This window comes from Paenibacillus paludis (assembly GCF_042610515.1).
GTDB lineage: Bacteria > Bacillota > Bacilli > Paenibacillales > Paenibacillaceae > Paenibacillus_AQ.
Genome location: NZ_JBGJZP010000004.1, coordinates 120,528 through 141,724 on the forward strand (window position 1 = coordinate 120,528; position 21,197 = coordinate 141,724).

21 protein-coding genes, 1 pseudogene and 1 riboswitch are annotated in these 21,197 nt (G+C 53.7%); of the genes and pseudogenes, 14 read left to right on the forward strand and 8 right to left on the reverse strand.

Going from position 1 to position 21,197, the window contains the following annotated elements; all coding sequences use genetic code 11:
- The first annotated feature begins 104 nt into the window (after positions 1-104).
- From ACAN56_RS09245 to ACAN56_RS09270, 6 genes are all read left to right on the forward strand, one after another.
- Positions 105-1,448 (forward strand): aminotransferase-like domain-containing protein, encoded by a 1,344-nt coding sequence (locus tag ACAN56_RS09245; RefSeq protein WP_038585135.1) that lies wholly within the window; start codon positions 105-107, stop codon positions 1,446-1,448.
- 108 nt (positions 1,449-1,556) lie between these two features.
- Positions 1,557-2,306, forward strand: a complete 750-nt coding sequence (gene nfsA, locus ACAN56_RS09250) for an oxygen-insensitive NADPH nitroreductase (protein WP_379142227.1) — start codon at positions 1,557-1,559, stop codon at positions 2,304-2,306.
- Positions 2,307-2,515: 209 nt separating this feature from the next.
- Complete coding sequence (locus ACAN56_RS09255; protein ID WP_081966085.1) at positions 2,516-3,430, forward strand: ABC transporter ATP-binding protein; 915 nt, start codon at positions 2,516-2,518, stop codon at positions 3,428-3,430.
- Positions 3,427-4,164, forward strand: coding sequence for an ABC transporter permease (locus tag ACAN56_RS09260; RefSeq protein ID WP_038585143.1), 738 nt, complete (start codon positions 3,427-3,429; stop codon positions 4,162-4,164). The genes ACAN56_RS09255 and ACAN56_RS09260 overlap by 4 nt, the downstream gene beginning before the upstream one ends.
- 3 nt (positions 4,165-4,167) lie before the next feature.
- The gene (locus ACAN56_RS09265) at positions 4,168-5,319 is read left to right on the forward strand and encodes a sensor histidine kinase (RefSeq protein ID WP_156130797.1); all 1,152 of its coding nucleotides are present in this window, start codon (positions 4,168-4,170) and stop codon (positions 5,317-5,319) included.
- Positions 5,316-5,918: a response regulator transcription factor gene (locus tag ACAN56_RS09270; RefSeq protein ID WP_038585146.1), complete on the forward strand. Its 603-nt coding sequence runs from the start codon at positions 5,316-5,318 to the stop codon at positions 5,916-5,918. The genes ACAN56_RS09265 and ACAN56_RS09270 overlap by 4 nt, the downstream gene beginning before the upstream one ends.
- Positions 5,919-6,409: 491 nt before the next feature.
- Here the strand turns inward: ACAN56_RS09270 and ACAN56_RS09275 are convergent, their stop codons facing one another.
- The 7 genes from ACAN56_RS09275 to ACAN56_RS09305 all read right to left on the reverse strand — a co-directional run bounded on the left by ACAN56_RS09275 (position 6,410) and on the right by ACAN56_RS09305 (position 13,302).
- Positions 6,410-7,252, reverse strand: coding sequence for an ABC transporter ATP-binding protein (locus ACAN56_RS09275; RefSeq protein WP_081965650.1), 843 nt, complete (start codon positions 7,250-7,252; stop codon positions 6,410-6,412).
- A 19-nt stretch (positions 7,253-7,271) separates the two neighbouring features.
- On the reverse strand, positions 7,272-8,033 hold the full coding sequence (locus ACAN56_RS09280) for an ABC transporter permease (protein WP_038585149.1): 762 nt from the start codon (positions 8,031-8,033) through the stop codon (positions 7,272-7,274).
- Positions 8,030-8,323, reverse strand: coding sequence for a thiamine-binding protein (locus ACAN56_RS09285; RefSeq protein ID WP_038585151.1), 294 nt, complete (start codon positions 8,321-8,323; stop codon positions 8,030-8,032). Before ACAN56_RS09285 ends, ACAN56_RS09280 begins: the two co-directional genes overlap by 4 nt.
- 76 nt (positions 8,324-8,399) lie before the next feature.
- Positions 8,400-9,470: an ABC transporter substrate-binding protein gene (locus ACAN56_RS09290; protein ID WP_038585152.1), complete on the reverse strand. Its 1,071-nt coding sequence runs from the start codon at positions 9,468-9,470 to the stop codon at positions 8,400-8,402.
- A gap of 124 nt (positions 9,471-9,594) precedes the next feature.
- Positions 9,595-9,705: riboswitch (TPP riboswitch) on the reverse strand.
- A gap of 73 nt (positions 9,706-9,778) precedes the next feature.
- Positions 9,779-11,176, reverse strand: coding sequence for a hypothetical protein (locus ACAN56_RS09295; RefSeq protein ID WP_038585155.1), 1,398 nt, complete (start codon positions 11,174-11,176; stop codon positions 9,779-9,781).
- Complete coding sequence (locus ACAN56_RS09300; RefSeq protein WP_052091761.1) at positions 11,154-11,759, reverse strand: sigma-70 family RNA polymerase sigma factor; 606 nt, start codon at positions 11,757-11,759, stop codon at positions 11,154-11,156. Before ACAN56_RS09300 ends, ACAN56_RS09295 begins: the two co-directional genes overlap by 23 nt.
- A 79-nt stretch (positions 11,760-11,838) precedes the next feature.
- Positions 11,839-13,302 carry a hypothetical protein gene (locus tag ACAN56_RS09305; RefSeq protein ID WP_052091762.1) on the reverse strand — a complete coding sequence of 488 codons (1,464 nt, stop codon included), beginning with the start codon at positions 13,300-13,302 and terminating at the stop codon, positions 11,839-11,841.
- A gap of 247 nt (positions 13,303-13,549) precedes the next feature.
- Here ACAN56_RS09305 and ACAN56_RS09310 point away from each other — a divergent pair, with 247 nt between their 5' ends.
- From ACAN56_RS09310 to ACAN56_RS09345, 8 genes and pseudogenes are all read left to right on the forward strand, one after another.
- Complete coding sequence (locus ACAN56_RS09310; RefSeq protein ID WP_038585158.1) at positions 13,550-13,987, forward strand: pyridoxamine 5'-phosphate oxidase family protein; 438 nt, start codon at positions 13,550-13,552, stop codon at positions 13,985-13,987.
- A gap of 611 nt (positions 13,988-14,598) precedes the next feature.
- Positions 14,599-14,787: pseudogene (locus ACAN56_RS09315) on the forward strand (EAL domain-containing protein); the annotation flags it as partial.
- 103 nt (positions 14,788-14,890) lie between these two features.
- Positions 14,891-15,565, forward strand: coding sequence for a response regulator transcription factor (locus tag ACAN56_RS09320; protein WP_038585160.1), 675 nt, complete (start codon positions 14,891-14,893; stop codon positions 15,563-15,565).
- Complete coding sequence (locus ACAN56_RS09325; RefSeq protein ID WP_038585163.1) at positions 15,562-16,989, forward strand: sensor histidine kinase; 1,428 nt, start codon at positions 15,562-15,564, stop codon at positions 16,987-16,989. The genes ACAN56_RS09320 and ACAN56_RS09325 overlap by 4 nt, the downstream gene beginning before the upstream one ends.
- 71 nt (positions 16,990-17,060) lie before the next feature.
- A complete protein-coding gene (locus tag ACAN56_RS09330; protein WP_038585166.1) occupies positions 17,061-17,972 on the forward strand; it encodes an ABC transporter ATP-binding protein in 912 nt (303 codons plus the stop codon).
- On the forward strand, positions 17,969-18,685 hold the full coding sequence (locus ACAN56_RS09335) for an ABC transporter permease (protein ID WP_038585169.1): 717 nt from the start codon (positions 17,969-17,971) through the stop codon (positions 18,683-18,685). The genes ACAN56_RS09330 and ACAN56_RS09335 overlap by 4 nt, the downstream gene beginning before the upstream one ends.
- Position 18,686: 1 nt before the next feature.
- Positions 18,687-19,424: an ABC transporter permease gene (locus tag ACAN56_RS09340; protein WP_076111667.1), complete on the forward strand. Its 738-nt coding sequence runs from the start codon at positions 18,687-18,689 to the stop codon at positions 19,422-19,424.
- 130 nt (positions 19,425-19,554) lie between these two features.
- Positions 19,555-19,920: an ArsR/SmtB family transcription factor gene (locus ACAN56_RS09345; RefSeq protein WP_038585175.1), complete on the forward strand. Its 366-nt coding sequence runs from the start codon at positions 19,555-19,557 to the stop codon at positions 19,918-19,920.
- Positions 19,921-20,028: 108 nt separating this feature from the next.
- Here ACAN56_RS09345 and ACAN56_RS09350 read toward each other — a convergent pair whose 3' ends face one another.
- Entirely contained in the window at positions 20,029-21,027 is a 999-nt protein-coding gene (locus tag ACAN56_RS09350) for a cation diffusion facilitator family transporter (RefSeq protein WP_379142239.1), read from the reverse strand.
- Positions 21,028-21,197 lie beyond the last annotated feature (170 nt).

Genomic DNA, 21,197 nt, shown 5'->3' on the forward strand with positions numbered 1-21,197 from the left:
ATGACTGTACCGATACAGTTCGTTGATTGCTATATAATGAATAGAGACGAATAGTGGTAACATGAACTTACAGTTAGTGTAGAAGGCCATTCAGGAGGCGCATCATGAAAAAGTATCTTTCGGTCTTGTCCGACATGGAAAACCGGATCAGAGAGGGGCAATACAGCCCGGGGCAAAAACTGCCCTCTGTGCGTAGCAGCGCAGAATTCTACGGCTGCAGCATCAGCACTATTCTGCGGGCATACGGGGAGCTGGAAAGACAACACGCGATTTATTCTATTCCGCAGAGCGGATACTACATGGTTGAAAGGTCTGAAGATGCGGGGCCTGCCAGGGGCAGTGAGACGATTGATTTTGCTTCGGCCTCGCCCGATCTGAATGTGTTTCCGTATTTGGATTTTCAGCATTGTCTCAATAAAGCGATTGACAGGCACAAATACCACTTGTTCACCTATGGAGATGCGCTGGGACTGGGTACGCTGCGCCAGACTCTTGTGCCCCATCTGGCCGAATATCAGGTCTTTGCCAAGGTGGGGCAGATCATCATCACTTCGGGAACCCAGCAGGCGCTGGAGGTGCTGGCCAAGATGCCATTTCCGAATGGCGGGACAGAAATCCTTGTTGAACAGCCCGGATATGATCTGTACCTGCGTTATTTGGAGGCGGAGGGGATGCCGGTGAGCGGGATTGCCCGTTCGGCAGCCGGCATTGATCTGCGGGAGCTGGAGGAGAGGTTCAGCGGCGGGGGAATCAAATTCTTTTATACCATGCCCAGATATCATAATCCGCTCGGAACCTCTTTCAGTACGGAGGAACGGAAAGCCATTGCCCGGTTGGCCGGCAAATACGATGTATACATCGTTGAGGATGATTATATGGCAGACCTGGGTGCAGAACGGCGCTTTGATCCTATTTATGCGTATGACCAGACTTCACATGTTATTTATTTGAAAAGCTATTCCAAAATCATTTTTCCGGGTCTCCGGCTGGGTGCGGCTGTTGTACCGGAAACCCTGTTTAAGACATTCTGCGCGTATAAAGGATACACGGACAATTCGTTATTGTCCCAAGCAGCCCTTGAGGTGTATATCAGGAATGGCATGTATGAGCATCACAAGCACAAAATAAAGGCTCTGTATGCTGAAAGAATCAGCGCAATGTACGAGGCACTCCAGCGGCACAATACGGAAGGTCTGATTGAAGTGTCTTCGGACAGCTCCGGGATCTACATGCAGTATAAGCTGCCGGAGACAGTGAATTTGGATCGTGTGGTCAAGCGGCTCGCGCAGAGAAAGATCAGCGTCGTATCAGGCAAGGGATTCTATATGACCGGTTACGGGAACCGGGAGAAGTTTATGCGGATCAGCATTTCACGTGCCCGGCTGGACCAGATCGACGAAGGCGTCAAGGCTATTGTCCAGGAAGTGAAGCGCGGGGGCGGATGGTAAAAGTGAGGCCTGTATTCATTTGTTTATGCACTGATTTGTGTTCATAATATACTTGAAGTCCAGAAAAGAACGAAGTGCTAATAAGGAGAAAAGAGAGGCGAACAGATCATGAAACCCAATAACGAAACCCTTGAATTATTAAATCAGCATGTCTCCGTCCGCCAGTACCTGGACAAGCCGGTAAGTGAAGAACAGCTTGCTGCCATCATCGGCGCAGGCCAGATGGCTTCGACCTCCAGCAATGTCCAGGCTTATAGTGTCATTGCAGTCACTGAGCCCGTGCTTAAAGCCCAGCTTGCCGCCCTATCGGGCAATCAGGCTTATATCGAGCAGTGTCCGGTCTTCCTGGTCTGGTGTGCTGATCTGTACCGGCTGCATGAAACAACGGCACACTATTTGCAATCCGCCGAATCCTTCGATTCCACTGAAAATTTCATTGTTGCCACCGTTGACGCAGCGCTTGCGGCGCAGAACGCTGCCATTGCCGCAGAATCGCTAGGTATGGGCATCGTCTACATCGGCGGAGTCCGCAACAATATCGCCGAATTGTCGGAGCTGCTGAATCTGCCTGAACGGGTCTATCCGGTATTCGGCATGTGTCTCGGGTATCCTGCCGGGGCCTCCGGACTTCGTCCGCGTCTTCCGCTGGAAGCTGTACTGCACCGGAACGGCTATGACAAGGCCAAAACTGCCGGGCAGGTTGCAGCTTATGACGAAGTGTCGAGTGCCTATATGCGCGAGCGGACGGGCGGACAGAGTGATGCACCCTGGTCGGCTATGATGGCTAAACGTTTTGCGGAGCCGGCCCGCATGCATATGAAGGAATTTCTGCAGAAAAAGGGATTTATGCAAAAATAGCATGGTTATAAGCTTCTTGAAGCGATGCAAAGAGCCTCATGCCAAATGCTTGCCGTTTGGTGCGGGGCTCTTTGCTATGCGTTTATGAGCAAGGTGACAGTTGTCATCTCAAAGGAATGACAGTCCATACTGATCTCATTTCCCCGTTTTTTATACCATAGAAATATAGATCAGGGCTTAAGATACGGAGGGGAACGGACATGGACGGTATAGACAACGTGATCGAAATGGATGGGGTAAGTAAAATATTTCACGGAAAAAAAGCGGTGGACGGCATTAGCTTCAAGATTGGCAGGGGTTCGGTTACTGCGATTCTGGGGCCTAACGGGGCGGGGAAAACGACCGTGTTATCCATGCTGCTTGGACTGAAGGAGCAGACGGAAGGCAGCATAAAGGTGTTCGGGCTTCCGCCCGGGAGCCGGTTGGTCCGGGAAAAAACGGGGGCCATGCTGCAGGAAGTAAGCGTAATGGACCGGCTGAAGGTCCGGGAGATCATCGCTCTGATCCGCAGCTATTACCCGCAGCCAATGGCTATGGAGGTTCTGCTGCAGGCGACGGGCCTTGCCAAGGCCGATCTGCAGCGGTATGCCGAGAAGCTCTCCGGCGGCCAGCGGCGCAGCCTGAATTTCGCGCTGGCCCTGGCGGGCAACCCGGATCTGCTGTTCTTTGACGAGCCGACAGTCGGGATGGATATTACAGCGCGGCGGCATTTCTGGGACAGGGTGCGCGGACTGGCCGCTGAAGGAAAGACGATCCTCTTTACGACCCACTATCTGCAGGAGGCCGAGGATATTGCCGACCGGATTCTGCTGTTCAGCCGCGGCGCTCTGGTGGCGGACGGCAGCCCGGATGAGATTAAGGGGAGAATTGTGCGGCAATCGCTGTCCTTTCTGGCTGCAGGCGATCCTGAAGAGCTGCGCGGACGGCTGCGGCAATTGGCGGCGGTCGAGGAAATGTACGATAAAGACGGCCGGATTGTGGTCACGACAGAGAATACGGACGAGGCGCTCCGTGCTATTTTTACCGGCGGGCTTGAAGTGAAGGATGTACGCATCGATCAGGGCCGGCTGGATGAGGCCTTTGAGCAATTGACAATTCAACCGGAGGAGGGCGTCAAGCCATGAAACTAATTATCAACCAATGCAAGTCCGAGCTGCTGCGGATCTTCCGCAATCCTTATTATGTGTTCTGGTCGCTGGTTATGCCGATCATGTTCTATTTCATCTTCACTAAAGTGGTGAATACAGGCATGGACGACGCGGCCCTCTGGCAGGCTCATTATCTGATGTCGATGGCGGCGTTCAGTGTAATGGGGTCAGCGATCATGACGCTTGGCATCCGGCTTGTGCAGGAGCGGACCCAGGGCTGGAACACCTTTATCCGCATTACTCCGCTGCCGTCCTATGTCTATTTCATCGGCAAAATGTTTGCTCAGATGATCATGCAGCTTTTCTCCGTGGTATGCATATTTGCCGCCGGTTATTTGATGAACGGGGTGTCCCTGACTGCAGGGCAGTGGCTGTTCAGCGGATTATGGATTGTTGTCGCCTCCCTGCCTTTTCTGGCGCTGGGCACACTTGTCGGCTTTATGAAACGGGTAGACACGGCAAGCGGTGTCAGCAATGTGCTCTATATGGGGCTGGCGCTGGCCGGCGGCATGTGGATGCCGCTGGATATTCTTCCGGAGCTGATGCAGCGGATCGGCCGCTGGCTGCCTTCTTATAATTATGGAAACGGGGCGTGGGAGATTGTACGGGGCGGCCATCCACAGTGGAGCGGTGTGCTGATTTTGCTCGGCTATCTGGCAATGTTTATGTTACTATCGCTGTATATTCGAAAAAAACAGGAAGCGGTGTAATACATGTTGTCAGGCAGGAAGTTTCGGTTGTTCCCGCAAAAATACGGTTTTTTCCCTTTTGTATGGATGTTCTATTTGTTGCTTCCGGCCTTTAATCTACAGGAGGAGCGGGGCCTGAAGCTGATCATTGGAGCAGCTCTGCTGCTGCTCTTCGCCGTGACATACCGCCAGTTATACTGGGCCGGTGACAAAGCCTTTAACTACTGGCTGGGGCTGCAAATGCTGCTGATTGTGGTGCTGAGCCTATGCTACAACCCGGTTAATTTTTTTATGGGCTTTTTCTCTTCCAACTTTGTCGGCTGGTATGCCGGTAAGAGAGAGTTCAAGATAGCCTATGTAGTTTTTTGCGGTGTAATTCTGGTACCGCTGGTTATAGCGGCATGGGGGATGAATTTGCATGACCTGCTGTTCTTTTTTCCTTTTTTAATTATCATGCTGGTCTCTCCGTTCGGGGTAAAATCTCTAGGCCGTAGAAAAATACTGGAGAAACAGCTGGATCAGGCGAATGAAGTCATCGAGGAGCTGGTCAAACGCGAAGAGCGGATGCGGATCGCCCGGGACCTGCATGATACGATGGGTCATACCCTGTCGCTGATTACGCTGAAAAGCCAGCTTGTCGAGAGGCTTGTCGCCAAGGACCCGGAGCGCGCGCAGGCCGAAGCCAGGGAGATTCAGCGCACCTCGCGTGCGGCACTGCGCCAGGTTCGCGAGCTGGTCTCGGAGATGCGGGCAGTTACCGTAGCCGAGGAACTGGCAGAGGCCGGGAAAATGCTGCGGGCTGCAGAGATCGCCCTTGAAGTGCAGGGGGAGGTGTCGCTGGAGGACGTGCCTGACCTGACACAGAATATCCTCAGCCTCTGCATCAAGGAGGCGGTGACGAATATAGTGAAGCATAGCCAAGCCACCCGTTGCCGAATCGGAATTGCGCTGACGGAGGGGGCAGTGCGGATCACCGTTGAGGATAACGGAATCGGCCTCACTCCTGATGAAGCAGGACGGGAACGCCGCGACGGCAACGGAATGAAAGGGATGGCCGAGCGGTTGTCGCTCGTTGACGGTTCAATGACATTATGCTCCAATCCGGGCGGGGGGACAGCATTATCTGTAGTGATTCCAAGGATTATCAAGGAACATAAGGAGGGGGAATTGGCATGATAGGCATTGTAATCGCCGAGGATCAGCGTTTGCTGCGCGGGGCGATGGCCTCGCTGCTTGACCTGGAGGAGGACATTGAGGTTCTCGGAGAGGCCGGTGACGGGGCGGAGGCGCTTGCGCTGATCGAGCGGCTGGAACCGGACGTGTGTCTTATGGACATCGAAATGCCGCTGAAGAGCGGGCTGGAGGTTGCGGAGCTGCTGAAAGCCAAAGGCTGCCGGACGAAGATCATTATCCTGACGACCTTTGCCCGGCCGGGCTATTTCGAACGGGGCGTGAAGGCCGGGATTCAGGGCTATCTGCTGAAGGACGAGCCGGTCGACAAGCTGGCGGATGCGATCCGGCGCGTCATGGAAGGGCACCGTGAGGTGTCGCCGGAACTGGTCTTTGGCAGCCTGCGGGAAGAGAATCCGCTATCCTCCCGTGAACGGGAGATTCTGCGGCTGGCCGGAGCAGGGCAGACGGCCGGTGAAATTGCCGGGAGTCTGCACCTCTCCTATGGGACAGTACGCAATTACATCTCGGAAATTCTGGGCAAGCTGGAAGTGAAAAGCCGGATCGAAGCCGTACGGCTGGCTGAGGAGAAGGGCTGGATTTAGGCGTTTATTATCTCTTGATATTTCTGAATGCTGCGGTGGGCGTGCTACAGGTGGATTGTTACTGGTTACGTCCGGATAAATTCTATTAAGGTTGAATGCTTAATGGAGCGGCGGGAAGGGGGCCAGTAGTCTCTTTATGGAGCCTATGTATGCCTATAGCTTAAAGGGAAATGGTCCCGCTAATTATGCCACCGACAGAATGGTGCGGCAATCAGAGGGATTTACTACCGGTAATTCCTTTGAAAACGGAAAAAGGGCTTAGTAATTGAATAATATAGGGAGTAATTCCCTCTAAATCAATAAAAATAGGTTTTATATGAAAATAGCGGGCGTGTTTCCTTTTGTTTGTGTTGCGGAGCCCTGCGCTGCCTGAATCAGTGTCGCATTCGGGTGTGGTTATCTTGAAATAACTACATATTAATAAGACCAGCCGTCCGGTTCATCGGACGGCTGGTCTTTTGCACAGGCTGTTAAGCGGATATCGCTTAAGATTACTTGGCGCTCTTCGCCTGCTCTTCCCGCATCCACTGCGACAGCTGGCGCTTGAGCTGGAGGAATTCCGGCGAATCGGCGATTTCCTCGCGGCGCGGCCGGGGAAACGGGACATCGACCGTATGCAGGACGGAGCCGGGACGTCCGGAGAACACATAGATGCGGCTGGAGAGCAGCAACGCTTCTTCGATGTTGTGGGTGATGAACAGCACGGAGCGGCGGTTCTCCTCCCACAGCTCCAGCAGCCAGCGCTGCATTTCGCTGCGCGTCAGCGCATCCAGCGCGCTGAACGGCTCGTCCAGCAGCATCAGCTCCTGCGGCGCGAGCAGAGCCCGCAGGAAGGCTGCCCGCTGCTGCATGCCGCCCGACAGCATATGCGGGTAGGCCCGCTCGAAGCCGCTAAGGCCGACCTTGGCCAGCCAGTGGCGGGCGGTTTCCCGCGCCGCAGCCTGCGGCGCGCCCTTAAGCTCACCGGCGAGCAGGACGTTGTCCTCGATGCTCCGCCAAGGGAACAGCGCGGGCTGCTGCGGCATATAGCTGATCTCTCCGCGCTGCCCTGTAACAAGGTTGCCGTTCATGCTTACCGTTCCGGCATCCGGCAGCTCCAGGCCCCCGATAATATGGAATAAAGTGCTTTTTCCGCAGCCTGAGGGTCCGACAATTGAGACGAATTCCTGCGGCTGCACTGTTAAGGATACGTTGTCCAGCACGCGGGTTTCGCGGCGGCGGTGGGTGAAGGTTTTGGAGACTCCTTTTACCTCAAGTGCAGGCGGTAAGGTCCTGGATTCAGGAATGCCGGCTGCTTCAGTGCCGGATGGCGGGTTATCTGTAATATGCGGCATTGTCGGCCATCCTCCTTTTCTAGGAACTTTTGCGCGGTTTCCAGCGCACCAGCCATTTCTCCAGCAGCGCGATAAGTGCGAACAGCACAAGACTGAGCAGCACGATGATGGCAATGGCGACGAATACGCGGTCTGTGCGGTAAGCGGATTTTTGCAGCAGCATGTAGTAGCCGATGCCCTTGTCAGCGCCGATCCATTCCGCGACAACAGCGCCCATTACGGCGTAGGTGGCCGAAATTTTAAGTCCCGAGAACAGGGCGGGCAGGGAGCCCGGAAGCTCCAGCTTGGTGAAGATCTGCCATTTGTTCGCGCCGGCCATCTTCATATAGTTCAGCATGGTCCGGTCGCTTTGCATCAGGCCGCCCATGGCAGCGACTGAAACCGGGAAGAAGCAGACCAGCGTAATCAGCACAATCTTCGGCAGCAGCCCGAAGCCGAACCAGATAATCAGCAGCGGCGCGAGCGCAATGGAGGGCACATTTTGACTGAGAATGAGCAGCGGGTAGAGCGCTCTCTTGAGCCAAGGCAGCAGATGCAGCAGCAGGGCAACAATAAGACCCACGCCTGTGCCGATAGGGAAGCCGATCAGGGTAAGGCGCAGCGTAGCCGCTGTATGTGCCCAAATGCCGGAAGCATTGCCCGAGGTTTCCCGGGCGATATCGCTTGGGCTGGGAAGAATCCATGACTCGATATGGAACAGGGATACCGAAACTTGCCATAACCCCAGAAAAAAGACGACCGCCACAAGGGGCGGCCAAATCTGTTTCCAATACGATCTCACGGCCGGTATTTCTCCGTCAGCTTGTCCATGCTGATTCCATTCGGGTTATGGGCAATTTTGATCTGGGAGATGACGCTCGGACTGCCTGCTGCAATCAGCGCTTCATGCATCTGGCGCACAACCTCAAGCAGCTCGGTGATGTCGCCCTCCATCGTGGTCTCCAGCGGGTTCACCTGATGTTTCACACCGGATTTCTGAATCACTTCGATGGCTTTGTCCACGTAAGGAATCGAATCCTCGTTGTTCGGAGTTTTGGGAATTACCTGAATGCTTAGCAATGTATTGGCCACAACATATCAATCCTCTCAGTTTAAATGGGTAATCTGCGTACAGCGCGAAACGAACATTCAATCACTTCATCCTTAATCAGTTAGCTGGCAAAAACTCATTCGTAAATGTGCTTGGAACATCCAGCGGCTGATCGAGCAGCTTCAGGCCATACATCCAGTCGGCGTAATCCTGCCAGACCTCGCTCTTCTGCTCGCCCCAGCGGACGGCATCATCCTTGTATTTCGGGCTGATCCATTTCTGGCTGGCCAGGACCAGCTTGGGATCCAGCTCGGGAACAGCTTTGGAAAGAATGGCTGCGGCTTCCTCCGGCTGATCAATGGCGTATTGATAACCTTTCGAGGTAGCCTTAAGGAAAGCCTTCACCAGCTCCGGATGTTCGGCAATTTCCTTCTCGCTCGTAGTCAGTACCGGCGTGTAGTAATCGAGCTGGGGTGCATAATCCTTGAGGTAGAGCATGTCGAGCGGTTCTCCGCGCAGCTCCGCTTCAATCCCGGTCCAGGCATAGAAGATCCAGGCAAAATCAATGTCGCGTTTCACGGCGGTGAAGAAGTCCGCTTCACCGATGTTCACCAGCTTCACCTTTTTCACATCTCCGCCTTCGGGGTCCATAATGGCTTTCATGGCCGCTTCTTCGGCAGGGGAACCCCAGCCACCGTAGGTTTTGCCTTCGAAATCCTTCGGTGTCTTAATATTGCGGTCTTTCGGTGCAGCGAACCCGGAGGTATTATGCTGAATGATAGCGGCGATGGACACGAGCGGCACCTTCTGCAGGCGGGCCAGCGTCAGCGCCTCTTGGGCACTGATGCCAAAAGCAGCTTCGCCCGAGGTAACCATCGTGTCGGACCCGGCAGCACCCGGCTGCACGATTTCAACATCCAGCCCTTCCTCTTCGTAATAGCCCAGCTCTTTTGCCGCATAAAGCCCGGTATGATTTGTATTCGGCGTCCAGTCCAGCGCGACCTTGACCTTGGTCAGCTCCTTCGGAGCGTCCGTTGCTGCCCCGGCAGTGGTTTCAGGAGCAGTGGTGCTGTTCCCGGCAGTGTCTGCTGCATTCCCGCCAGAGTTCCCATTGCTATTGCCGCATCCGGCAATGGCAAAGACCAGCATGCAGGTGAGGCTGAGCTTTAATACTTTTGTGACTCCCATTTCTCTTCTTCTCTCCTTCCAGCAACCCTAGTCTTCCAAATTCTGAATAGTCCCATACAAAAAAGGCGCCCCGAGAATCGGGACACCAGTTACTTGCGCGAGGTTGTGCTTGGGCCATAAACGGCCGTAAGCGATTGACGATTCCTACGCTGGCATTATCCAGATCAGGTATAAGGGTCAGTATCTTGTGGGATACAATCTCAGCCGGCCAATTCCAGCACCCCTGGTACTATGAAGTTATAGGTATTGCTGTGTTCTTACGGTGTATTATAGACGCCCGCTCCATAGTTGTCCAGTAGCAACTCTGCTTAGCTATCAAGCTTCAGCGGCAGGCGCCACGGCCCTTTGAGCAGAAAATGCGGCTCGGACAGCTTAAACCGCAGCTTATCCTCCCCGGGTTTTGTTTCTAAATGGAGGGTTTTCATCACGCCGTAGGTCTGGTCGGTATTCACCCAAGAGAATGAGCTGTTGTCCGCCTGCCCCGGATAGCGAATAAGGAAATACTTCAGCGTCCGTAGTTTTGCGGCATTGAAATTCACATTCACATCGACGCTGGCAGCCGTCTCGCCGGTACGTTCAATGCGGGTGAACTCTACCGGAAAGCCCGCGATTTCCGCGCGTGTGTGGAGCATTTTCTCCTGGCCGATATCAGGCAGCGGAATCTCTACTTCTGCAGATACGGCGTCACGATCTGAAACTTCAATATAAGGAATGAAGACCGTATAAGGCCAAGTGCCCGCCCCGGCAGTCTCATGAAACCGGAAGTCGGAAGGATAGGACATGGATTCAGGCTGCTCCAGTGCCGCCTTTTCTCCTGCCGCGTTCTCTATATAGAGACCTGATCCAGGCACCAGCGGCTCCAGTCCGTAAGAATGGACAGTCAGCCCGGATTCCGCCGTCAGAGTGGGCAATAACTGGACACGGACAAGCCCGCCGCCAAGGTCCACCGGAAAAGCAGTAATCCGCACATCCTGCTGTATATCGCTTGCGCCGAGTTCCCCGAGCTCCTCAGCTGTCTTCGGAGCGGTGAGCTGTAACGGACCAATGGTTGTGCCGCCCAGATGCAGGGTTAGAAGATTATCCTTCTTCAGTTGCAGCGCTTGAGTTGAACTGTAGCTGCCGTACCACTCTCCCTCCGAGGACGAACGCATATAAGAGGTGAAAGTATAGCGGTTACCGCCGATATCTGCCTCAAACTCGCTGACTTCAGGGACTTTCCGGCCGCGAAGCGTAATGCTCCCGCCAAGCTCTTGCAGGAGAACGGCATCTACGGTCAGACTTCCGTCCCCCACAGCAATGTCATAGGGTTTGCTCAGTACATAGATCCGGTCACCGGGGCTGTTCTCCACAACAGTGCCGAAGCCAGGAAGGAAACTCAGCGCCTTTCTTAACCCGGCCTGTACCTCAGGAGAGAAAGCGAGCATACCGGCAGCGATGAGTATTACTGCCGCTGCGGCCGCGAAGATATTCCGCCTCCGGGATCTCCAGGCGAGGGAACGGAAGGTGTGGACAGCGGCTTCGGGCTCCAGACGGGCAAGTGTACATGCTTTGACGCGGGCGAGCGAAGCTGCCTCCTCTTCGTCTGCCAGGTGCGGACCTTGGTCAACCTCCGGCAGAACACCTAAGGCAAGCTCTGCATCGCTGAAGCTCATAGAATCAATCATCCCGAACAGGCGCTGTTCCTCAATTTTCATGTCTTTGGCCATGTTGAGCCTCCTTTCCCTGACTCTCAGACAGGCCTAGCGCCTGCTTGATCAGCGTCCGGCAACGGTATAAGCGGCTTTCGACTGCCCTTTTACTGAGACTGAAGGTTTGCGCTAGCTGATCAAGGCTCTCATAAAGGAAATATCTGCGCAGAAACAGGCTGCGGTCCGGTTCGCCCAGCTGCTGCACGCAGCCGATCAATTCACTGGCCGTCTCTCGGGAAAGAACTTCCTGTTCGGCGGAAATCTCATTCCATGTAGCTCTGGAGGCAGCTGCTTCTCCGGTTCCGCCCCGGCGCAGCAGCTTGCGTCTCAGGTCCAGCGCTTTGTATTTGGCCAGCAGGAACAGCCAGGTGCGGAAGGAGGCGCGCTCGGGCTCATAACGGCTGATTCCGCTCCATGCCGCCATAAACACATCGCTCACACATTCCTCAACATCCTCCGCGCTTCCGGTGCCGGACAGAATACGCCAGACCAGTCTTTGCACATCAGGGCCAAAGAAATCAATCGCTTCTGCGAGTGCTTTTTTATCTTTGTTTTTGAACCGCCCGGCCCATGCCAGGCTGTCATTAGGATTGAACGTCATAGGCAACCTCCGGCGTATATACTATTCATTACTACGTCGTCCGGAGAGCAAATCACTCATGATTGTTTCCGACAGCTTATCAATCCTTGGAATAAAATCTTTTTCTGCGGCGGCTGCGGATTCCGTTCCACAGCTCTTTCAGTGTCAGGAGGATGCTGACGAGGATGCCGGTGAAGGTGAGCAGCAGTGCCAAATATTCAAAAGGAGAGTATTCCAGCATTTTGCTCCATTCAATACGTCCCTTCAAATCTTCAATGACCTGGTTCATCCCGTAGATGCCGCTCACCACTGTGAAGACGGTCAGAATCATCAGCAGCGTATCCCGGCGTTTAGCCTGGAATTTCTCCTGGTACTGGAACAGGTCGTTCAGGGTCATTTTGACTTCATCAAAAAGGGCGTCGTTGCCGTATACTTTGCGCAGCTGGATGAAGATCTCCCGGCCCTGCGACTGTGAAATCAGCTCCAGAAAATAAAACTTGGCCGAAAACTTGTTAATCAGGAAGATCAGATTCTCAATTTCATCATAATCGTGGTTGATACGCAGCCGGGAGTGGAGATTGGAAAGCTTCAACAGGACGATTTTGTGGAAAATACTAAGGAGCAGCCCGTAGTAATACTGCCCGTACATCTGATTGACCAGTGGAGTGGCTACCTCCGGTTCGGCCCGGCTCAGGCAGCAGAAGGTTTGCTCGTTGGTCATATAGTAGGTATCCGGCCCCCAGCGGTTGTACGAATGTGCCTGGCAGTACTCTTCGATGTACTCGGGATCGCTGGCGCTGATATAGGGTTTTCCGTCCAGATTCAGCCCATCCAGCTGGGAGGCGCGGTAACGCAGCTCCACGCTGATTTCGTCTGCGTCCTCCTGCCGGTTGAAGCCATAAAAGGCTTGGACCAGCATTCGTTCATCAACGAAGAAGGGAAGCGTCTCGAAGTAGGCCCCGTCAATTTCCGATTGGTCCATAAACGGCTGCAGGCCATCGGCCAGATTCCTGAACACAAAATCCTCCACCTGATCGAAGGTTTTGTCCTGGCAATGGATATGCGTATGTTTGTCCTGGTAGGAGACATCCTCGAGTGTGCGGAAACGGTCGGCGAATTCCAGCGCGGTGCTGAAGGGCAGGTTCTCTTCCTCGATGCGGACTCTTACGGTCAGAAATCCAAGCTGAAACGGACAAATGAATACATCCGTCGAGAGTACCCGGAAGTTTATGGATTGCTGTGTCATTTCCAGTATGCAGGCCAGCTCGTTTACCCGGGAAAACCGGCGGAAGGAATCTTCCTTATCCTTGTCCCGCGGGAATAGGACATGGGCTGCGAACGGCAGATAGCTGCGCTCCATTTTCTCATGGGATACGCAGTAGCTTTCGCCGTAATAAGCATCCTCCAGCTCTTTGTTGTCGAGAAAAAATCGGGTGAAGCCGTCAAGCCCAAGCTGCCGGGCCAGGCTCTTGTCCTCACCGTCCTTGATGGAGAAGGGGAAAATAAACTGCAGTAGAACGGTATGTAGTGTAGGTTCGGTGTGTTCGGAGAAATGCTCAGTCATTAACGGTTCCACCCTTATGCACAGGATATTGACATCTTCTATATTACCCTAATTTCCAGGCTGCCAAGCTGAGCACAAATAGGATTCCTGCAAAAATGGCCAGCGCCTGCAGCCACGGCGATGACATACATCCAGCTCCATGGCGGGAGAAAAGCATAAGTGAGTTCATGATTTTGTCCCGGATTCATTCTGAACCGGACGGGTACACTATAATAAGCACACATATTGGAAAGGAGCTGTTTCGTCAATGGATAACAATGAGCTGGAGCAAAATATCATCAAAGCGCTGGATGACAATAAGTTCGGTTCCTTCGGCACGATAGAAGCCGGCAACAAACCTAAGGTGCGTTATATGGCGGTATTTCATGACGGCTTAAACATTTACCTCGCTACCAATCGGAAGACGCATAAGGTAGAAGAGCTGAAGGATAATCCGCATGCTTTTCTGTTGCTTGGATATGAAAAGGGCGGCGGCAAGGATGTGCTGGAGATCGAAGCAACAGTCGCGGTCACCAAGGATGAAGGCTTACGGGCCAAAGTATGGAACAAATCACTGGAGCAATGGTTCAAGGGACCGGATGATCCTGACTATGTCATTCTGGAGCTTGCACCGGCACGGATAGAGTATGTTGGCAAAAACGAAGAGCATGGCGTTTGGCAGCCTACAGCTGCCGTTAACGGCTAATAAACCTAAGATATGAAGCAGCTGGCCATCTTAAACCCTACGGTTTATAGATGGCCTTTTGCCGTCCGGAAGATAGCTGGCTTATGGTAAATCATGTTATAATTACTGGACTGAAATCTGACATCTAGAGGCGAGGAGAATGCACATGAACTGCAGTGAGTGCTCTGACATCGAACCGGTAGAGGACGCAGGAGAATTAAAGATGCGGCCCTGCCCGATCCGGAATAGCCGCCTATGCTTCCAGAGAGGAGCTCATGGATTTGCTGGAGCTTCTGGATGGATTGCAGAATGAGTGGGCTACGCCGCTGTCCCTATGTATAAAAGGGCATACCCGGCGTATTCCTGTAGAAATCTGGCTGACGCTGGAATAGCTGAGCGTCCGGTTTGCCAGTGATAATCTGATAACGATCATTTCCAATCATGATTTCTGCAGCCATTTGCAGCCGATCGTGAACTTTAACGAAGAAATTGTGGGTTTTGAATTGCTGCTGCGGCCACTGCCGCAGGGTAGCCCCTTTCAGCCCTATGAGTTGTTTGACCTTCGAAGCGATTCATCGTTTGGAAGAGGACCCGGAAGATTTTGTATTTGAAGCTTCTGCGATCAGGACGACCGGAAACAGAGAAGCGTACTCAATATTGTGAACCGGGCCGGTTCCTTTGGTGCCAAGGTGCTTGCCGAGGGAATCGAACGGCGGGAAGAGTTCCTCTTCTGCCGGGACATCGGCATTGATCTGGGCCAGGGGTATCTCTTCGGGAAGCCGGATGACAAGCCCCCGGCTAGTTTTGGAAACCGTGCATAATCAATACAACCTATATCCTCCCCGAAGCGCAGACGGTCATCCGCCGCCTTCGGGGATTTTATGATGTCCTGCCATTTCCACCGAGAAAGGGATTGAAAGCTAAATGAGCGTTACATTGTTATATGTTGAAGATGACCGGGAGATTGGCAGTGCGGTTTCCGCCGATCTTCGGGAACGCCAGTATGCCGTCCGCTGGCTGGAGAGCGGTGAAGGGGCAGTGGAGGCGGCTGCCGGCTGTCAGTTGGCCATTCTCGATGTCATGCTGCCCGGTCTTGACGGCTTCACCATTGGGCAGCGGCTGAAGCGGACGTACCCGGGGCTGCCAATTCTGATGCTCTCCGCCCGCACCTCCATCGACGATAAGCTCCAGGGGCTGGAATTCGCCGATGATTATTTGACCAAGCCGTTTCACCCGGATGAGCTGGCTGCACGGATTGAAGTCCTGCTGAGAAGGAGCGGTGCTGCGGCACCTGCACCGCTAAGGATTAAGCATCTGATCGTCCATGAAGGGGAACACCTTATTCAAGAGGCGGCAAGCGGCAAAGAAATCCTGTTAACCGGCAAGCAGTTTCAGATATTCTCCTACCTGCTCCGCCATCTTGGGCAGATTCTGACCAAGGAACAGATCTATGAAGCCGTCTGGGGTGAGGCTTACATAGAGGGGGACAAGACGCTGATGGTACATATCCGTTATTTGCGCGAGAAGCTGGAGCTTGACCCGGCAGCACCGGAGATTATAGAGACGGTCCGGGGAATCGGCTACCGGGTGAGAGCATGAAGGCCAGCGGGCGCTCGCACAAACTGCGCAGCTCGCTGCTCTCCCGTTATCTGCTGATTATTGTTGCTGCGCTGCTGTTCCTGCCTGTCATGATGACGGCAACTTTTGTCGGATACGGCGTATTCAGCGCATGGACCCGGGAAGGTCCGCCTGATGAATATGCCCCTTACTCCAGCATCACCAAGCTGGAGAAGATGTGGCATCAGGAAGCGCTGGGTCTGCTGGGCAAACCGCCGGAGGCGATCAATGAGCGGATGCGGCAACTCAGCAGTGAGTATTCTTTGGCCGGGATGTTCTGGGTAGACAGCCACGGGAAAACCAGGCTAAGCCTTATGCCGGAAGATCCCGAGCTGCAGAAGCAGGTAGAGGGTGATGTTTTGCCCGCGCAGTGGAGTGCTGCAGAAGCGGTTGCCTTTATGAAAAAGAGCACAGAGCTTAATCCGCTCGCCATTGTCGCCTTTGTAGGAGACCGTGCGGAAGCCGGAGAAGGTTTTATGGTGATGCAAATTCCGGATGCATTGAGGGATGAAGAAAGTATTGATGGGCTAAGCTCGTGGTATTTAATCGTTCTGGTTTTGTTTTTTGCCGGCTTCATTGTGGTGTCGCTGCTGTTCTTCATAGGGATCCGAACCCGGCTGCTGCGCCTGCAGACGGCCATGAGTTTCACGGGCGGGGCCGGAATTCCGAAGTCTGTTACTTCCGGCGGCAGAACGGATGAGATTGGCCGTCTGGAGGAGGCCTTTAATACGATGGTGACTGAGCTTACTGCCAGCCGGTCCAGAGAGGCGGAAGAGGAGGGACTGCGCAAGCGCCTGGTTTCGGATCTGTCGCATGATTTGCGGACTCCCCTCACCGTAATCCGTACTCATCTCCATGTGCTGGGCAAGGAAAGCCTATCGCCGCGCGGGCAGGAATCGCTGGAGCTGATGGATGAACGGATTGCCGGGCTCAGCGTGCTGATCGAGAATCTGCTCTCTTATAATCTGCTCAGCAGCGGAAAGATAACGCTGAAGCTGGAGCGCAGGGACGTGCTGCGGCTGCTGCGCGAAAGTGCCGCTGCCTGGTATCCGCTTTGGGAGAAGGAAGGGTTCCAGGTTGATATTGACCTGGAGGGTGAACCTCTATACTGGACTATAGACGAGAGCTGGTTCCGCCGGATTCTGGACAACCTGTTTCAGAATATCCTGCGCCACGCCCGCTGCGGACTATATGTAGGCATTGCGCTGGAAGTCCGGGACAGCCGCCCTGTGATTGTCGTCTCGGACCATGGCAAGGGAATGATGAGCAACTCCGACTCCAAAGGGGCGGGACTTGGTTTGTCTATTGTAGAGCTGCTGCTTAAGCGGATGGAGCTGGAGTGGACGGTCGACAGCAGTGAGCAGGGTACCTCTATTGTCATTTCTCAGCGCCGGGACAAAATTTAAACGAAATTTAAACTTGCTGCCGCCGCTCTTTTAACCTTGGGACGTTATGCTAGTTACCGAGGTGAACGAGAATGAAAGAAACTGTGATTGAAACAAAGGATTTACTGAAGGAATACCGCGGCCGGGCTGCGGTGGAGCGTTTGAACCTGAATATCGGCAAAGGTGAAATTTACGGCTTTCTTGGACCCAACGGCGCAGGCAAAACAACGACTATCCGCATGCTGCTGGGGCTGATCAAGCCGACATCGGGGCAAATTAAGGTATTCGGCCAGGAGCTCCGTAAAAATAAGCTGCAGATTCTGCGCAAAGTGGGGTCACTTGTGGAGTCCCCGTCATATTACGGGCATTTGAGCGCACTGGACAATCTGGAGGCGATCCGCCGGATTCTTAATGTGCCTAAGCAGCGGATCGCCGAGGTGCTGGATATTGTCTCGCTGACAGGAGAAGAAAAGCGGCCTGTGAAGGGCTTCTCGCTGGGCATGAAGCAGCGGCTGGGCATTGCTGCCGCACTGCTCGGCAGTCCGGAGCTGCTGATCCTCGATGAGCCGACCAATGGGCTTGATCCGTCAGGTATACAGGAGATCCGCTCGCTGATCAAGCGGCTTCCGGAAGAGCAGGGAATTACCGTGCTTGTGTCCAGCCACCTGCTGAGCGAAATTGAACAGATGGCGGATACGGTCGGCATCATCCGCCAGGGTAAGATGGTTTATCAGGACTCCATTGCTCATCTGCAGCAGCAGGCGGCAGGAGACCTCCGGCTTGCCGTATCCGAGCCGGAAGCCGCACTGGCGCTCGCGTTGCGAAGAGGCTGCGGCGGTGAAATGCAGGAGGGGCGGCTCGTGCTGCCGCGGATGAGCGATGCTAGAGTGGCGCTCCTGATTAAAGAACTGGTCGAGGATGGACATGCAATCTACCGGGTGGAAGAACGCAGACAATCACTGGAGGAATTCTTCCTGCAGGTTGTTGAGGGAGGCGCATCATGATGTGGCGGGCGTTGTCCGCTGACTGGCTCAAAATCCGCGGCAAAGGCCTGTGGTTCCTGGTCTTTCTCGGCCCCATCGGCCTGCTTGCCATGCAGGGGCTGAACTTTGGGCTGCGTTACGATTATCTGACCCAGCAATATCGTGCCGATTTATGGGGCGGACTGCTCAGCAATGTGGCCGACTTCGTTCCGGTGGCCCTTTATCTGGGGGGCACGCTGATCTGTTCGATGATGGCCAACGTGGAGCACCAAATGAGCTCGTGGAAGCAGCTCCTGGCGTTGCCGATTTCCCGGACCTCTGTCTTTATGGCTAAGCTGCTGCTCTGCCTGCTGCTGCTTACTATCTCCTGTCTGCTGCTGGCGGCGGGTACGGTGGGCTTGGGAGTGATCCTCGGGTTCCAATCGCAGCCAATCCCTTATGCGAAGGTGCTGCAAATCGGCTTTGCTTCTTATGCTGCAGCACTCCCGGTGATCTCACTGCAGCTGTGGTTCTCCCTGTCCAGCCGCAATCAGACGTTTCCGGTGTCGGTGGGAATTACCTTGTCGCTGCTAAGCATCTTCTCCTTGTTTCTGTCGGAATGGGTTCCCCTGAGCTGGCCGGCCCTAGCCTGGAGCGCTCCCCGGCCCTGGCTGTTCAGCGGAGCAGGCTTGCTGCTTGGCCTGCTGATTCTGCTGCCGGGATCCATACATTTTGCGCGAAAGGATGTGGACTAGGATGAGAACCTTTTGGAGAGTTCTATCGGCTGAAAAGCTGAAAATGTCCAAATCTCATGTCTGGCTGCTTATTTTGCTCAGTCCGGCTGTCGCGCTGCCTATCGGAGGGCTAGCCGATATGCAGGATGATGGGCAGATCACCTGGCAGGTGCTGCTGAGTGTAATGTCGCTAATGCATTCAATGTTGTTCCTTCCCGTGCTTGCCGGTATATTTGCGGCTCTAATCTGCCGTTCCGAGCATACCGACGGCGGCTGGAAGCAGTTGTTGTCCCTGCCTGTAACACGAAGTTCAGTGTACCTGGCTAAATTCACACTGATTATGGGAATGCTGGCCGCCGTGCAGCTGCTGTTTATCGTTGTAGTGGTAGGCCTAGGGATATATCGCGGTGCGGAAGGCGCCGTGCCTTGGCAGCTGCTTCTCACCAGCCTCTTCGGCGGCTGGTTCGCCTGCCTGCCGCTGGCCGCGCTGCAATTGGCAGTATCCCAGGGCTGGAGCAGCTTCGGCGCACCGCTGGCACTGAATGTAAGCCTGACTTTACCGAATATGCTCATCTCCAATTCAGCCACCTACGGCCCATATTATCCCTGGGTGCAGCCGATGCTGGCCATGTCCCCTTACGGTGAAGATAAGTTCGGAGCTTTTAATTTGCCGATGGAGAGCTTGATGCTGGTAGTTACAGGAAGCCTGGTTCTCTTTTTGGCGGGAGGCCTGCTCCACTTCTGGCGCAAAGCGGTATAATATCGCGTATGCTGCATGCTGTGCTGAATCCTCTCATGGACATCCGGTGAAGTTTTTTCTATAATTAATCGTAGAAGATACTATTAACAACCAGTAACACCGGATAAGCATATTAGAGGAGGGCGAGAGCATGGAGCCAGCGGCACTTGAAGAATGCGACAACACATGCAATGGTTCGGAGCTGGAACCGGAATCTATAGCGCTGATTCTGCCGGACCGCGGAACAACGGATAAAATGGCGGAAATGTTCAAAGCGCTGGGCGACCCGACCCGGGTACGGCTCATTTACGCTTTGTCGCAGAGAGAGCTGTGTGTGCACGATTTGTCGGTCATCCTCGACATGGGGCAATCGGCCGTATCCCATCAGCTCCGCTATTTGCGCAATCTGCGGATCGTAAAGCGCCGCAAGGAAGGCAAGACGGTCTATTATTCACTAAATGATGCGCATGTGGAACAGATTTTTCTGCAGACGCATGAGCATATCAGACACGAATAGATTTTCATGAGAACTCAGCTGTAAACACAAAACCGTCCTGCGCTGGCTTAGCGCAAGGACGGTTTCTTTTGTTTGCGTCAGGAGATTTCACAGTCCTACTAATGCACGTTAAACCTTCAGGCTTCTGTGCTTCATGGAGGAGTTCTCAATTTGCAGCGTCGAATGCTGAATGCTGAAAGTTTCTTCCACGAGGCTGGTGGCCTCCTGGAGAACACGCTGATGATCCTTATGGTCCTGAATCAGCAGATGGCCGCTAAGCGCATCCAGCCCTGAGGTAATGGTCCAGATATGCAGGTCATGAACCTCGACGACTCCGTCAATGCGCAGCAGCGCTTCTTGAACATCACGGGTATTCACGTTAAGCGGAGTTCCTTCCATTAAAATATGGAATGCCTGTTGTATTACGCCCCAGGCTCCTCTCAGGATGAGCAGTGCGACAAGCACGCTGATGATTGGATCTGCAATATACCAGGAGAATAATTTCATGATTAACCCGGCAAGCAGAGCTCCGACCGAGCCTAGTGCATCGCTAACGATATGAAGATAGGCGCTGCGGACATTGATGTTCTCTTGCACATTGCTTTTTCGCATTAAAGACCATGCACTGACCAGGTTGGCCAGCAATCCGACTGCTGCAATGATCATCATTGTACCGCTTGCTACCTCCGGAGGTGAGAAGAAACGCTGATACGCTTCCCATATAATAAATCCGGCAATGATAAACAGCGTAACTCCGTTGAATAAGGCTGCCATAATCTCGAATCTGTAGTAACCGTAAGAATTTTTCAGAGAAGGGGGCTTTACAGCAAAGATCATGGCGACAAGGCTTAAGGCCAGCGAAACAGTATCGCCCAGCATATGGCCGGAGTCTGACAGCAGGGCCAAGCTGCCCGTAACCAGACCGCCGAAGAACTCCAGCAGCATGATGCTTCCGGTAATGATCAGAGCGATTAATAGGCCTTTGAGGTTATCGGGTGCGTGAGAGTGGGAATGAGAATGGCCGGAATGATTATGTTCCGAATGATTGTGTCCATGCTCATGCCCCTGATGTTCATGCCCCTGATGTTCATGCTTATGGTGGCTATCGTTGTGTTGATGATTTGTCATACAGGTACCCCTTCCTAAAATAACATATGAATGATTGCTCATATGTTAATAGTATTCGCAACTCAGCTGAATTACAAGTCCCTTTTGGAAACAATTGTGATCTTCTTATCATTTAAAAAAAAGTGGTGAAGTATACGGAATCTGCATTGACACTGCAAGTTTAGGGAGAA